Origin of the sequence: Rothia sp. HMSC069C01 (assembly GCF_001814655.1) — a bacterium.
GTDB classification, from domain to species: Bacteria; Actinomycetota; Actinomycetes; order Actinomycetales; family Micrococcaceae; genus Rothia; species Rothia dentocariosa.
Genome location: NZ_KV817391.1, coordinates 1 through 13183, shown reverse-complemented (window position 1 = coordinate 13183; position 13183 = coordinate 1). Strand labels below are relative to the sequence as shown.

13 protein-coding genes are annotated in these 13183 nt (G+C 57.9%); 10 read left to right on the top strand and 3 right to left on the bottom strand.

Annotated elements, in window-relative coordinates; translation table 11 throughout:
* Positions 1 to 4 precede the first annotated feature (4 nt).
* Positions 5 to 1360 carry a PFL family protein gene (locus HMPREF2981_RS04740; protein WP_048779977.1) on the top strand — a complete coding sequence of 452 codons (1356 nt, stop codon included), beginning with the start codon at positions 5 to 7 and terminating at the stop codon, positions 1358 to 1360.
* Positions 1361 to 1478: 118 nt separating this feature from the next.
* On the opposite strand, the gene HMPREF2981_RS04735 is transcribed toward HMPREF2981_RS04740, so the two are convergent.
* Positions 1479 to 2618 (bottom strand): DNA polymerase III subunit delta', encoded by a 1140-nt coding sequence (locus HMPREF2981_RS04735; RefSeq protein WP_048779979.1) that lies wholly within the window; start codon positions 2616 to 2618, stop codon positions 1479 to 1481.
* Entirely contained in the window at positions 2615 to 3376 is a 762-nt protein-coding gene (tmk, locus tag HMPREF2981_RS04730; RefSeq protein WP_246825310.1) for a dTMP kinase, read from the bottom strand. The genes HMPREF2981_RS04735 and tmk overlap by 4 nt, the downstream gene beginning before the upstream one ends.
* Before the next feature lie 132 nt (positions 3377 to 3508).
* On the opposite strand from tmk, the gene HMPREF2981_RS04725 reads away from it, so the two are divergent.
* The 5 genes from HMPREF2981_RS04725 (at position 3509) to HMPREF2981_RS04705 (ending at position 8034) form a co-directional block, all read left to right on the top strand.
* Positions 3509 to 4702, top strand: coding sequence for a trans-sulfuration enzyme family protein (locus tag HMPREF2981_RS04725; RefSeq protein ID WP_070661485.1), 1194 nt, complete (start codon positions 3509 to 3511; stop codon positions 4700 to 4702).
* 7 nt (positions 4703 to 4709) lie between these two features.
* Positions 4710 to 5045, top strand: coding sequence for a DUF2516 family protein (locus tag HMPREF2981_RS04720; protein WP_004006586.1), 336 nt, complete (start codon positions 4710 to 4712; stop codon positions 5043 to 5045).
* Between the two features lie 196 nt (positions 5046 to 5241).
* Complete coding sequence (locus HMPREF2981_RS04715; RefSeq protein ID WP_004006587.1) at positions 5242 to 5979, top strand: phosphoglyceromutase; 738 nt, start codon at positions 5242 to 5244, stop codon at positions 5977 to 5979.
* Between the two features lie 169 nt (positions 5980 to 6148).
* The gene (locus HMPREF2981_RS04710) at positions 6149 to 7306 is read left to right on the top strand and encodes a sensor histidine kinase (protein WP_070520828.1); all 1158 of its coding nucleotides are present in this window, start codon (positions 6149 to 6151) and stop codon (positions 7304 to 7306) included.
* A 41-nt stretch (positions 7307 to 7347) separates the two neighbouring features.
* The gene (locus HMPREF2981_RS04705; RefSeq protein WP_004006589.1) at positions 7348 to 8034 is read left to right on the top strand and encodes a response regulator transcription factor; all 687 of its coding nucleotides are present in this window, start codon (positions 7348 to 7350) and stop codon (positions 8032 to 8034) included.
* 87 nt (positions 8035 to 8121) lie between these two features.
* Here HMPREF2981_RS04705 and HMPREF2981_RS04700 read toward each other — a convergent pair whose 3' ends face one another.
* Entirely contained in the window at positions 8122 to 8826 is a 705-nt protein-coding gene (locus tag HMPREF2981_RS04700; protein WP_037232124.1) for a hypothetical protein, read from the bottom strand.
* 286 nt (positions 8827 to 9112) lie between these two features.
* Here HMPREF2981_RS04700 and ispD point away from each other — a divergent pair, with 286 nt between their 5' ends.
* The 4 genes from ispD to rlmB all read left to right on the top strand — a co-directional run bounded on the left by ispD (position 9113) and on the right by rlmB (position 12999).
* Positions 9113 to 9883 (top strand): 2-C-methyl-D-erythritol 4-phosphate cytidylyltransferase, encoded by a 771-nt coding sequence (ispD, locus tag HMPREF2981_RS04695; protein WP_070661181.1) that lies wholly within the window; start codon positions 9113 to 9115, stop codon positions 9881 to 9883.
* A 34-nt stretch (positions 9884 to 9917) separates the two neighbouring features.
* Complete coding sequence (gene ispF / locus HMPREF2981_RS04690; RefSeq protein WP_070661482.1) at positions 9918 to 10442, top strand: 2-C-methyl-D-erythritol 2,4-cyclodiphosphate synthase; 525 nt, start codon at positions 9918 to 9920, stop codon at positions 10440 to 10442.
* A gap of 76 nt (positions 10443 to 10518) precedes the next feature.
* Complete coding sequence (gene cysS / locus HMPREF2981_RS04685; RefSeq protein ID WP_070661178.1) at positions 10519 to 11949, top strand: cysteine--tRNA ligase; 1431 nt, start codon at positions 10519 to 10521, stop codon at positions 11947 to 11949.
* A 63-nt stretch (positions 11950 to 12012) separates the two neighbouring features.
* Positions 12013 to 12999, top strand: a complete 987-nt coding sequence (gene rlmB, locus HMPREF2981_RS04680) for a 23S rRNA (guanosine(2251)-2'-O)-methyltransferase RlmB (protein ID WP_070661479.1) — start codon at positions 12013 to 12015, stop codon at positions 12997 to 12999.
* Positions 13000 to 13183: the final 184 nt, after the last annotated feature.

Genomic DNA, 13183 nt, shown 5'->3' with positions numbered 1-13183 from the left:
CTTTATGATGAACGACCAAATACTCGAAACCATTCGCATGATCGAGGAAGAAAAACTCGATATCCGCACCGTCACCATGGGTATCTCGCTCCTAGACTGCGCCGACTCTGATGGCGATGTGGCACGCAGCAAAATCTACGACAAAATCACCTCCCGCGCTAAAAACCTGGTAAGCGTATGTGAAGGTATCGAAGTTGAACTGGGTATACCGATCGTAAATAAGCGCATTGCCGTAACCCCAATTTCCGTGGTAGCGGCGGCCAGCGGAGAAAGCGAATATCTTGAGTATGCTCGCACACTCGACGCCGCAGCAAAAGCCGTGGGCGTGAACTTTATCGGCGGATTCAGCGCGCTGATCGACAAAGGTGCTACCCCCTCCGATAACGTGCTCATGGATTCTATTCCCGCTGCGCTCGCTGAGACCGATGTCGTGTGTTCGTCGGTGAATATTGGTTCGTCCCGCGCCGGTATTAACATGAGCGGCGTTAAACGCATGGGCGAAATCATTCGTGAAACCGCTGACCTCACCGCAGATACCAACGGCTTCGGGTGCGCCAAACTTGTGGTCTTCGCCAACGCCGTGAGCGACAACCCCTTCATGGCGGGCGCTTTCCACGGAGTACAGGAGGCAGACACCACTATTTCGGTGGGCGTTTCCGGCCCCGGTGTGGTGCAGCGTGCCCTACAGCAAGTGCGTGGCGAGCGTTTTGATGCGTGCGCCGAGGCTATCAAACGCGCCGCTTTCAAGATTACCCGCGTGGGTCAGCTGGTCGGTCATATAGCCGCCGAACGCCTGGGTGTGTACTTCAATATTGTGGATCTTTCACTGGCGCCTACCGCTGAGATCGGCGATTCAGTAGCGCATATCCTTGAAGAAATGGGTCTGGAAACTGTGGGAACTCACGGTACCGTGGCGGCGCTTGCTCTGCTCAACGATGCGGTCAAGAAGGGCGGGCTCATGGCCTGCTCGCATGTGGGCGGGCTCTCCGGCTCGTTTATTCCGATATCCGAGGATGCTGGCATGATCGATTCTGCCGCCGCCGGGCATATTACACTCGATAAGCTGGAGGCGATGACCGCGATCTGCTCGGTCGGGCTGGATATGGTTGCGGTGCCGGGTGATACCTCTGCCGCGACGCTTGCCGCCATGATTGCCGATGAGGCTGCGATCGGTGTGATGAACCATAAGACCACCGCCGTGCGTGTGATTCCAGCCGTCGGCCTGGGCGTGGGCGATACCGTTGAGTTCGGCGGGCTGTTGGGGCGTGCCCCGATTATGCCGGTGCATACCCCATCTTCGGAGGCGTTCATCGCCCGCTGCGGCAGGATACCCTCGCCGGTGCACGGGTTTAGGAACTAGGAGCATCTGCGGCTCCGTTCTTTCCGGTGCTAAAAAGAGCCTTGGTAGTGAATAAGGCGTTAGAAATTTCGCTTTTTCACATCAAGGCTCTTGTTATGAGGGGACGGGACGCGGCTAGCTAGTGCACAAACCTGCCCATAAACCCCTCAATGAGCAGGCGTGCATTCGCATTAGTACGCAGCCTGCCGAGCACAACCTCAAGCGCCTGCACATGTTCCAGGGTCTGCGCGGCACTCGTGCGTGCGGCGAACTCGGCGAGCGCATCCCGGGCATGCTCATTCATCAGGGCAGACCCGGAGTTTAGCTGCAGGGTGAGCACATCGCGCAGCACCGTCTGAATCTCCGTCATCGACCGCAGCAGCGTATCCGATTGGATGCGCTTCGCACGCCGTTTCTGCTCGTCCTCCAGCCGCCGCACCTGCGAGCGCAGGCTGGGGGAGATGCGCGCCCCTTCGGTGATGCCCAGGATCGCCAATAGTTCGGCGCGTTCCTTCTCGTCGCGTGCCGCGGCGGCTTCTGCGGCGTCCTGTTCCGCGAGCGTGATAAGCCTGTCCGCTGCCGCATACGCCGAAGAAATAGAACGAATGTTCATGATGAGAAGCGGCAGAGTTTCGCGCCGCTGCAGGGCTGCGGGGTCGTAAGCTAGGCGGGCGGCAACCTCGGCATCACCCTGCGCGAGTGTTGCCGCGTGGCGTGCCAGCGCATCCTCAATTCCGTCGGCAGCGAGCTTGGCGGCAACCTCGGCGATAGCAGGAACCGGCAGCTGTACGGGGCGGCAGCGTGACCGAATCGTCACGAGCACATCGGTGGGGGAGGGAGCCGTCAGCAGCCAAATCGTGTGCGGCGGCGGTTCCTCGATAGCTTTCAAGAGCACGTTAGAGGTGCGCTCGGGCATGCGTTCGGTGTCTTCCATAAGGATCACGCGCCACCGCCCGACCGACGGCCTATCCTGCGCTTTCATCACAAGGTCGCGGGCATCGTCAATGCTAATGCTGACCGCCTCGGTGCGAAAATGGGTAAAGTCCGAGTGCGAACCGTTCAGCACGGTCACACAGCCCTTGCAGGTGCCGCATCCGCGATCAGCGGGATTGGGCTGTTCACACAGCAATGCCGCCGAGAAAATAAGGGCAGCTCGCCGATGCGGTGCCCCCGCCGCTCCGGTAAAAAGCCAGGCATGCGTGGGGCGTTCGGCGGATGCATCGCGGCGCAGCTGGTCAAGCGTGCCCGCGGGTAGAATCAGCTCATCCCACAAGCTCATCGGGCGTCCTCCCCGAAACCATCGAGGGTAAGATTCTCATCGGTATCACCGTTATCGCGGGCTAACTCTCGGGACTCCAAGAGCGGGCGAACAACCTCAAGCACCCGTTCGTGCACCGCATCCACACTTCCACAACCATCCACTACATAATGCGCACCGTCGGCATTCTGCCGTGCAATATCAGCGAAAGCGGTGTGCACGCGGGCTTTGAAATCAGCGCCTTCCGCCTCAATCCGATCTACGGTGCCGCGATCGCTCATGCGCTGGGACTCATCGGTGAGGGGAACATCCAGCAGAATTGTGGCGTGCGGTATCAGATCTTCGGTTGCCCAACGACTTAAATCCGTGATGGTATCTTTGCCCAGATTACGTCCAATACCCTGGTAGGCTGCGGAAGAATCGAGATAACGGTCGCTGAGTACTACCGTCCCGGCAGCGAGCGCGGGACGAATCTTCTGCGCCGCATGCGCCGCGCGGGATGCAGCAAAAATCAGCGCTTCGGCACGAGCATCGACTTTGTTGGAACCGTGTTTAAGAACGAGTTCCCGCAGAGCCTCGCCAAGGGGTGTTCCGCCCGGTTCTCGGGTAGCAATCACGGTGTAGCCTTGAGCCTCTAGAGCGGTTTGAAGCCGGGCAAGCTGGGTAGTTTTGCCCGCACCGTCACCGCCTTCGAAGACGATAAAAAGCCCGCGGCGATCGGGCGCTGAACCCGGCTGCGCGGGCGTACTCTGTGGCGTGTAGTGCAGGGAATCGTTCACCCTACTAAGGGTACCGTGCCTGCCGAACGCGATAAAGGAAGGCGAACGTTTTCACGGCGTTGCCGAGCCAGAACATGACTTTCTGCGGTGTTCGGCGTGCATGTGAGCCTTCGCTGTGCCACTCTTAAAAGCATGAGTGAAGAGAAGATGTCAGCAGAGACCTATGTGGTGAGCGGTGGTCGTCCCGCGCATGAGCATGATGCGCCGGTGAACCCACCGATTATTTTGTCCTCAACCTACCGTGGAGCCGGTACCGTTGATACCGTCTCCGATAAAGTGTATGCGCGGTTCGCCAACCCCACCTGGGAAGCTATGGAAGAGGTCGTCGCCGGGTTGGAAGGTGGCACACACGGTCTCTTATTCCCTTCAGGCATGGCAGCGATTGCCTCGATTCTGGATTTGGTACCGGTCCGGTCGGTTATTCTCATTCCTAAACATGCCTACATGGCCTCTATTACCATGAGCAAGGATTTGCAGAAACGCGGTATTGCTGAGGTCGTGCGCATCGATCTGGAAGATACCGATTCGGTGATCGCGGCCTTTGAAGATGCTGCCGCCCGCACCGGTGTAACCCCCGAAACCGTGGATTATGCTGCTCCGAAGGTACTCGCCTGGCTGGAGAGCCCCACGAACCCCATGCTTGAGGTAGCCGACCTACCTACTATTTGCGCTGCGGCGAAACGTCTGGGTGTGGTGACCGCTGTCGATAACACCTTCGCCACCCCGATTTTGCAGAAGCCTCTCTCCTTCGGTGCTGACGTGGTGGTTCACTCTGCGACCAAGTTCCTGGCAGGGCATTCGGATGTGCTTCTGGGCGTTACGGTCACCTCGAACGAGGACCTCTATCAGGCAATGCTGCACCATCGCATCACCAACGGGGCTATTCCCGGACCCGTGGAGGCGTGGCTCGGCTTACGCGGTCTGCGAACCCTGGCGCTTCGCGTGGAGCGTTCGGTGCATAACGCGCAAAGGCTGGCTGAGCGCTTGAGTGAGCATCCAGCAGTGGAAGAGGTACGGTACCCCGGTTTGCCCGGCAGTAATGGGCATGAGCTGGCTAAGAAGCAGATGCATGGTGGGTTCGGCGCGGTGCTGTGCGTGGTCTTGCGTGCCAGCGATGAACAAACGCAGCGTGTGGTAGAGGCTTTGCGCGTGTGGACTCCGGCAACGAGCCTTGGTGGTGTAGAATCCCTGATTGAACGCCGTCGTCGGCACGGGAGCGAACCCGACTCCATTCCGCCGTCGCTGCTGCGTCTATCGGTCGGCATTGAGAATGTCGATGATCTCTACCAGGATTTGGTGACCGCCATCGAGCAGGTCATCCAGTAAGGAAAATATGACTGCTCCTCAGCTTTTGTTTTACGCCACCCTGATTATTGACGGGTTGCTTGCCCTCGTGGTGGCGTGGATTTGTATTCTCGCCTTTGTGCGGTCCGTCATGGCACCCGCGAATATGTACACGTTCAACGGCAAACGCTCCAAGAATTTCTGGATGGCTATGACCGGCGGTTCCGCCGCAGTTGGTCTGCTGGGGGTGTGGAGTGCCTTGAGCTTCACGTACAATCCCAGCGCTACAAGCAGCGTGGTACTTTTCCAGCTGGTAGCCGCTACTATTTCGAGTGTTTTCCTAGCGGGAGTCTGGCCTGCCGTGGGCGGTAACCGCCGCTACTAGACGCTCGTCAAGGCGTGCAGCCCGTACCTTTCACCCGAGTATAGGGTGGCTTTGACCTTTTCGGCGCGTGGCGCATCCGTGCAGGGGTGTGCCACGCGCCGATTCTTCTTCTGCCGCGAGATGTAGGGCAAGATGGCGGTGTGGTGTTGCTGGCACAAGCATGACAAACCGCCGCCCGCATGAAAAAATAGAAGCTATGACATACAAATTAGTACTCCTGCGTCACGGCCAGTCGGAGTGGAACGAGAAGAACCTGTTCACTGGCTGGGTCGATGTTAATCTGACTGATAAAGGTCGCGCTGAGGCTCAGCGCGGCGGCGAACTGCTGAAAGAACGCGGCATCCTTCCCGATATTGTGCACACCTCACTGCAGCGCCGCGCTATTAACACCGCAAATATTGCCCTGGATGCGGCCGACCGCCTCTGGATTCCGGTCAAGCGTACCTGGCGTCTGAACGAGCGTCACTACGGCGCTCTGCAGGGTAAGAACAAGTCTGAGATCCGTGAAGAATACGGTGACGAGAAGTTCATGACTTGGCGTCGTTCCTACGATGTGCCGCCTCCGCCGCTGGACGATAGCGACCCCTACTCGCAGGCAAACGATCCCCGCTATGCGGATGTTGAGAACGCACCCCGCACCGAGTGCCTCAAGGACGTTCTCGGTCGTATGCTTCCGTATTGGGAATCCGATATTAAGCCCGACCTTGCCGACGGTAAGACTGTGCTGGTCGCGGCGCACGGTAACTCCCTGCGCTCGCTCGTGAAGCATCTGGAGAACATCTCCGATGAGGATATCGCTGGTTTGAACATTCCGACCGGCATTCCGCTGTACTATGAGCTGGACGAGAACTTTAAGCCTCTCAAGCCGGGCGAGTACCTTGACCCTGAAGCTGCGAAGGATGCTATCGCGGCTGTTGCAAACCAGGGTAAGTAATTATTTAACGCGCATGGTAGGAGAACCCATCGTTCCGGTAGTGTTGAACTGACCGGGGCGGTGGGTTCTCACCGTTTTCAGAGCACCTCGGCACCGCGGCGGTCAGGTTTTCGCTTCAAGACACACGACACCGCCCATCAGATAGGCACTTTTAGGAAGGAATAGCCCGTTGAACGCAGGTCTTATCGCTTTTTCCTCCGGCGTTCTCGGACTGGCTCTAGGTCTTTTAAGCATGGGTATTCTGAGGCGGTTCGAGCGTGAACGACATCGCACGACTGTTGCCGAACCCGCCTTGAGCGATGGCGCGGCGCAGGTGCTCGCGGTTATTGGGCGTGCCTATGTGGTGGTAGACGAGGTCGGAGGCGTCGTGCAGGCTTCGCCGGGCGCCTACGCCATGGGGCTGGTGCGTGGGCACACCGTGCTTTCGATTGAGCTTGCCGAGATGATCCGCACCGTGCGGCACCGCGGTATTTTTGTGGAAAAAGAACTTGAGATAGCCCGGGGCGAGGACGAATCCCTGGTGATCGATTTGCGTGTGGCTCCTGTGGGAAACGAATATATTCTGGTGCTTGCCGATGACCGCACCGAAATCTCGCGTGTGCAACGGGTACGCAACGATTTTGTGGCGAACGTTTCGCATGAGCTTAAAACTCCGGTAGGGGCAATTAGCCTGCTCGCAGAAGCCATTGAAGAAGCCCGCGATGACCCGGAATCTATCGACTATTTCACGAGTCGTCTGCACAAAGAAACAAAGCGTCTGACCGCGCTGGTCCGCGATATTATCGAACTTTCCCGCCTGCAGTCCGCCGATGTGATCGGCAGCGGAAAATTAGTATCAATCAACAGCTTGGTGGCGGAGGCGGTTGATCGTTCCAAACTTGCCGCCGAAGCCAAGAACATCACCATCCACACGGATGCCCACGCCGACCGTGAGGTTTATGCAGACCCCGAACTGCTTGGGATCGCGGTGCACAACCTCATTGAGAACGCGGTGCGGTATTCTCCCGAAGATACCCGCGTTGATGTCACGGTCGAAACCTCGCACGAGAACCTGTTGATTTCGGTGACAGATCAGGGCTCCGGAATCTCTGAGGAAGACCAGAAACGTATTTTTGAGCGTTTTTATCGTGTAGACCCGGCCCGTTCACGGCAAACCGGCGGTACCGGTCTGGGTCTGAGCATCGTCAAGCACGTGATGGCACAGCACGGCGGCATGGTCACCGTGGATTCGACCCTGGGGGAGGGCTCCACATTTACGCTGAGTCTGCCGCTTGCCGAGGCAGACCATTCGACCCCTGAAATCCTGGAATCCGCCGATAACTCGTGAGCTGAGCTACACTAGCTACAGGACATAAAACAGAGGTAACGATGACGAAAATTCTGCTTGTTGAGGATGAAGAGGCGCTCTATGACCCGCTGTCTTTCCTGCTCGGGCGCGAAGGTTTTACGCCCGTTGTAGTCGACAATGGTCTGGATGCGGTGCCTGCCTTTGAGAGAGAAGACCCAGACCTAGTACTCCTTGACGTGATGCTTCCCGGAATGTCCGGCATGGAGGTGTGTAAGAAAATTCGCGCATCCTCCTCGGTTCCGATCATCATGCTGACCGCTAAGGATTCCGAGATTGACAAGGTACTCGGGCTTGAATTGGGGGCTGATGACTATGTGACTAAGCCGTACTCTTCGCGGGAGCTGATGGCGCGCATCCGGGCGGTGCTGCGGAGGCAGAGCCCAGACCACGGCGATGAGCAGGATCAGAAAGCCTTGGCGGCTGGTCCGGTGCGTATGGATGTGGAGCGTCACGTCGTCACTGTGGACGGTGAGGAAGTTTCCATGCCCCTGAAAGAGTTTGAACTTTTAGAGATATTGCTTCGCAACACCGGTCGCGTGATGACGCGCGCCCAGCTGATTGAGCGGGTCTGGGGCGCGGATTATGTGGGTGATACGAAGACATTAGATGTGCACATTAAACGCCTGCGCTCTAAGATCGAGCCGAAGGCATCCTCACCGCGCTATGTGATTACGGTGCGTGGGCTGGGCTATAAATTTGAGGCGTAGAGACTCACCATATCCACACTGAAAAAGGCTCTTTATCCAACATAAAGAGCCTTTTTCTGCACCTTGAGAGGTGAATCCTTACCAGAGTTACTGTACGTTCTCGTAGACGGGTACGCTCGCCGTAGGGGCCGGCGCGGGGACTTCCTCAGATTCGTCGTATGAAGGAGTCTCTGCCGGTTCAGGAGCCGTAGGCACAGCGGTCGCCGTATTCGTGGGAACGGCAGTTGCCGATGCGCTCGGCGTTGGGGTTTTCGCAGGCGTGCTGGCGCTGGGAGTTGCCGCATGAGAAGACTGCGAGGATGCACGCGAGCTCGCCGCATTCGGCATATAGGAAGCGTACTCCTTGAGAGTTCCGTCTAAGATCGGAATATTCAGGTTTGTGGACTGATCGTTCGAAGAAACCTGAGTATTCGCCAGGGTCTCACCGGGAGTCTGCGAAATCTTCGGCACGATCACCTGAGAATCATTGCTTTCTAAACGTACCTGCTGACCCTTGGCAACCTTGACGGATTTCTCGCCGCTGGGGAACGCGAAGGTAACGGTAATATCGTGATCGCTCTTATTCAGGATAGTGCCGAGCAGACGACCATCCGCACCTTTGCCGGATGAAACCATCATGATATTGCGAAGCTCAACGCCGTTAAGATCGGCCTTAACCCCGTCGGATGCAGCATACTGCAGGGTTGTCGGCTGGGTATAGATATAACCGCAGCCGGTTGCTGATATGAGCGCGGCTGCAATAGCCACACCCGCACCGGCGCGCTTAAGAGAGTGGGAAACGGCGAACTTCACGGCGCGTCCTCCTAGATTCTGATGAGCCCTGCGACTCTGTGTGCGTGCATATAAAGCCGCCTTGCACGCGCAGTCCTTCGAGCGCACAGAAGCGACACAAGATTTGACTCTCGCACTCTAGTTTAGCAATGTGATGACAAATCGTCAGTATGAGACCTGTACATGACGCCGGTTTTATGCCCTCCTCGGGAAAACACCGTGGAACTTTGCGAGTCTCGCTCAGCGTCATAAACCTGCGCAAACATCTCAAAACCTCAGAAGCACACTATCGGGTACCCTCTTAGATGTGACTGAAAACTATCCAGAGGCTCTAGCCACGAATGCTTCCCTAATAGCTCGCACCGCCATCGTCGTGCTCGGCGCGGGTTCCGGCACCCGCCTCAAAGAAAAGATGCCTAAAGCTGCCGTCGATGTACACGGAAAAACCCTGCTGTACTGGGCACTTGAGCGCGCGCGTGCCTCGGGTATCGCGGAACGTCTCGTCGTAACGGTTCCGACTGACTGCGCGCACCGGTGCCCGCAATTACTGGCCGATGCCGCCGAATTTGATGCTCTCGTTACGGAAGGCGGCAATACCCGCACCTCATCGGTCATCGCCGCCCTCGATGCGCTCGCCGCCGAAAACCCGTCCATCGAGCGGGTGCTTATTCACGATTGCGCCCGCGCGTTTACGCCTCCCCAGGTTTTCCGCACGGTCGCCCAAGCGCTGGCAGACGGGCACCGAGCCGTTATTCCCGTCGTCCCCGTGATCGACACCATTAAAACCGTGGATGCGCACGGCACCGTCACCGGCACGCCCTCCCGTGCGCTTATGCGTGCCGTACAAACCCCGCAAGGCTTCAGGCTTGATACCCTGCGCGCCGCACACGAGCACAGTCGCACGCTTGAGGCTTCAGTCGCCGAGCAAATTACTGATGATGCAATGGCGGTCGAGGCATACGGAGAACAGGTACATACGGTGACTGGGCATACCGATGCTTTCAAGATCACGACCCCGCTCGATTTGCGCATAGCGCGCGCACTCTACCCGACTGCGCCGGAATCCGCCCGCTCCTGAAACTAAGCACACAACCGCGATGAAAGGCACCTTCATGACAGATATAACCAGCGCACAGAACAGCCCCACCCCTCAGACCCCCCTCATACCCCGCGTAGGAACCGGCGTAGACGTGCATGCCTTTGGCGAGGAAAACACCGAGCTGTGGATCGCGGGCTTGTACTGGCCGGGCGAACGCGGGCTCAGTGGGCATTCCGACGGCGATGTCGTTGCGCACGCGGCCGCCGATGCGCTCTTTGCCGCATCCGGTACCGGAGATTTGGGCAGTAACTTCGGGGTGGATCGTCCAGATATGGCGGGCGCATCCGGGGTGCGTATTCTCTCGGAGGCGGCGGCAATCGTGCGAGCGGCAGGTTTCGAGATTGGCAACATTAGTGTGCAGCTGATCGGTAACCGCCCCAAATTTTCGCCGCGCCGCGCAGAAGCCAATCGTGTTCTGAGTGAAGCAGCTGGGGCTTCGGTGACCGTTACCGCGACCACGACCGACGGTTTGGGTCTGACCGGACGCGGCGAAGGCGTTGCAGCCGTTGCCACCGCACTCCTTTACCCGGTGGAGTAGTTCCCCTGACGGAAGATTATTAAAGAGAATCCGGCGGTACCCACCGCTCGGGTGCTATACCCCGTAAACTAGTACTGTGACTATGCGTTTTTATGATTCAGCAACATCAAGCATCCGCGATTTTGAACCGGTAGTCCCCGGCGAGGCACGCATCTACTACTGCGGTGCCACTGTGCAGGGCGAACCGCATGTGGGGCACATCCGTTCCGCCCTGGTCTTCGACCAGCTTGCGCGGTGGATGTGCTACCGCGGGCTCAAAGTCACCACCGTGCGCAATGTTACGGATATTGACGATAAAATTCTGGCGAAGTCCGTTGAATCTGCACAGCCCACCTACACTGGGGAACACCCCAACGAGCAGTGGTGGGCGCTCGCATACCGGTACGAGAAAGTTTTTGCGCGCGCATATGCGACGTTGGGTATTGACCCGCCAACCTATGAGCCGCGCGCGACCGGTCACATCCCAGAGATGTTTGAACTTATTCAGCGTCTTATCGACCGCGGGCACGCATACCCGGCGCTTGATGATTCTGGGGATGTCTACTTCGATGTGCGTTCTTGGGAACAGTATGGCGCGCTCACCCGCCAGAGTGTAGACGATATGCAGGATTCCGCCGACGCGGACCCGCGCGGCAAGCGTGATCCTCGCGATTTTGCCTTGTGGAAGGGGTATAAGGAAGGCGAACCGCTGACCGCTGCGTGGGATTCGCCGTGGGGTCGCGGTCGTCCCGGCTGGCATCTGGAATGCTCTGCGATGGCGGGTAAATATCTGGGGAAGCGGTTCGATATTCACGGCGGCGGGCTGGATCTGCGTTTTCCGCATCACGAGAATGAACTGGCGCAGTCCACGGCTGCGGGCGATGATTTCGCTAACTTCTGGATGCACAACGGTATGGTCACCTACGAGGGCGAGAAAATGTCGAAGTCAATCGGCAACACCATTTCTCCCGTGCAAATGCTGCAGCAGGCTCGTCCGCTGGTCGTGCGCTATTATTTGGGTTCGGCACATTATCGTTCGGTGCTGGATTACCGTCCCACTTCATTAGAAGAAGCACGGGTTGCTATCGAGCGTGTGGAGGCATTCCTTGCCGCCACCTTGGAGCTTATGGTCCCGAATCCGCAGGATCGTCGCGTACCGCAGGAGTTTGCGGATGCGCTCAATGACGATATGAATATTCCGCGCGCGCTCGCGGTGCTGCACGAGCAGACCCGCGCCGGTAACGCTGCGCTTGCCGCTGGTGCTGATGCCTCCGAATGCGCAAACGCCGTGTGGGCTATGGCGAATGTGCTGGGGCTGACTTCGCTCATGAATCTTGACGGTTCGGGGGCTTCCGGCGCGGAACATCAGGCATTAGATGCGCTCATTCACACTATTTTGGAACAGCGCGCGAGTGCCCGCGCCGAGAAGGATTGGGCGACCGCCGATAGGATGCGCGATGTGCTTGCCGCCGCAGGCATTACGGTCAAGGATGGCGCGCAGGGCTCTACGTGGAGCCTTAACGCATAACAGATTCCCCCGAAACTCGCCCCGAAAGCGGGCATGACAGACGTTGAACTAAAGGATACAGATATGGCTAAGGCAGGTTCGCGCCCCGGCGCTACCACGAAGAAAAAGGGTGCAACGAAGGGCACCGGCGGCCACGGTCGGCGTGCGCTGGAAGGTAAAGGGCCCACCCCGAAGGCTGAGGACCGCGTTTATCACAAGGCGTATAAGATGAAGCGCGCAGCGGAGCGCCGGGTGGCTACCAGTACGAACCGTAAGTTCCAGACTCGTCTGGGCGGCAAGCGCGTGAGCGATGAACTTGTTACTGGCCGCAACGCGGTTCTGGAGGCGCTTCGCACCAATATTCCAGCGAAGCACCTATACGTGATGAGCCGTATTGAGGTTGATGACCGCGTGCGCGACATTATGACGACGGCGAATAAGAAAAACCTGCCCATGCTGGAGATTCCCCGCAGCGAGCTGGATCGCCTGACGGATGGTGCTGTGCATCAGGGGATCGCAATGCAGATTCCGCCTTACCAGTACCCGGATGCTACCGATTTGGTACTGGACGTTATGGAGCGCTGGCATGCCGGTAAACTCAAGTCACCCCCGCTTTTCGTGGCTTTGGATGGTATTACCGATCCTCGAAATTTGGGTGCAATTATTCGCAGCGTTTCGGCATTTAGCGGCGATGGGGTCATTATTCCTGAGCGTCGCTCTGCTGCGGTGACTGCAGGCGCCTGGAAAACGAGTGCGGGTGCGGCGGCGCGTATTCCGGTGGCGATGGCAACGAACCTGACGCGCGTGCTGCAGCAGGCAAAAGAGCAGGGTATTTTTGTGATTGGTCTGGACGGTGGGGGAGACATAGATCTGCCGAATCTACAGCTCGCTTCTGAGCCTCTGTGCGTGGTGGTTGGTTCCGAGGGTAAGGGCCTTTCGCGTTTGGTGACGGAGACCTGCGATCAGATCGTATCGATTCCTATTGATTCGGCTATGGAATCTCTTAACGCCGCAATGGCAGTGGGTATTACCCTTTATGATGTATCGCGCCATCGCGCCGAGTCTCACTAATGCTCTTATCCGATGCGCGTGTTGAGAGCCTGACGTTCAGGTTCCACACGCGCTCGTGTATTTAAGATGCAATAGGGTTGCAGCGGCAGAGCCCGAATACATACCGTGCTTGACGGCTTGTTTTGCTAGTGGTGTAAAACACTCACTCGATGGGTTGCGGTGGTGGGTGTGGGTGTGTATAGTT

Excerpts from the sequence above, each read along its gene's own strand:
- ispF (WP_070661482.1), top strand. The coding sequence starts at position 9,918 with ATGACAGATATAACCAGCGCACAGAACAGCCCCACCCCTCAGACCCCC.
- HMPREF2981_RS04725 (WP_070661485.1), top strand. The coding sequence starts at position 3,509 with ATGAGTGAAGAGAAGATGTCAGCAGAGACCTATGTGGTGAGCGGTGGT.
- HMPREF2981_RS04735 (WP_048779979.1), bottom strand. The coding sequence starts at position 2,618 with ATGAGCTTGTGGGATGAGCTGATTCTACCCGCGGGCACGCTTGACCAG.
- HMPREF2981_RS04705 (WP_004006589.1), top strand. The coding sequence starts at position 7,348 with ATGACGAAAATTCTGCTTGTTGAGGATGAAGAGGCGCTCTATGACCCG.
- HMPREF2981_RS04720 (WP_004006586.1), top strand. The coding sequence starts at position 4,710 with ATGACTGCTCCTCAGCTTTTGTTTTACGCCACCCTGATTATTGACGGG.
- rlmB (WP_070661479.1), top strand. The coding sequence starts at position 12,013 with ATGGCTAAGGCAGGTTCGCGCCCCGGCGCTACCACGAAGAAAAAGGGT.
- HMPREF2981_RS04740 (WP_048779977.1), top strand. The coding sequence starts at position 5 with ATGATGAACGACCAAATACTCGAAACCATTCGCATGATCGAGGAAGAA.
- HMPREF2981_RS04715 (WP_004006587.1), top strand. The coding sequence starts at position 5,242 with ATGACATACAAATTAGTACTCCTGCGTCACGGCCAGTCGGAGTGGAAC.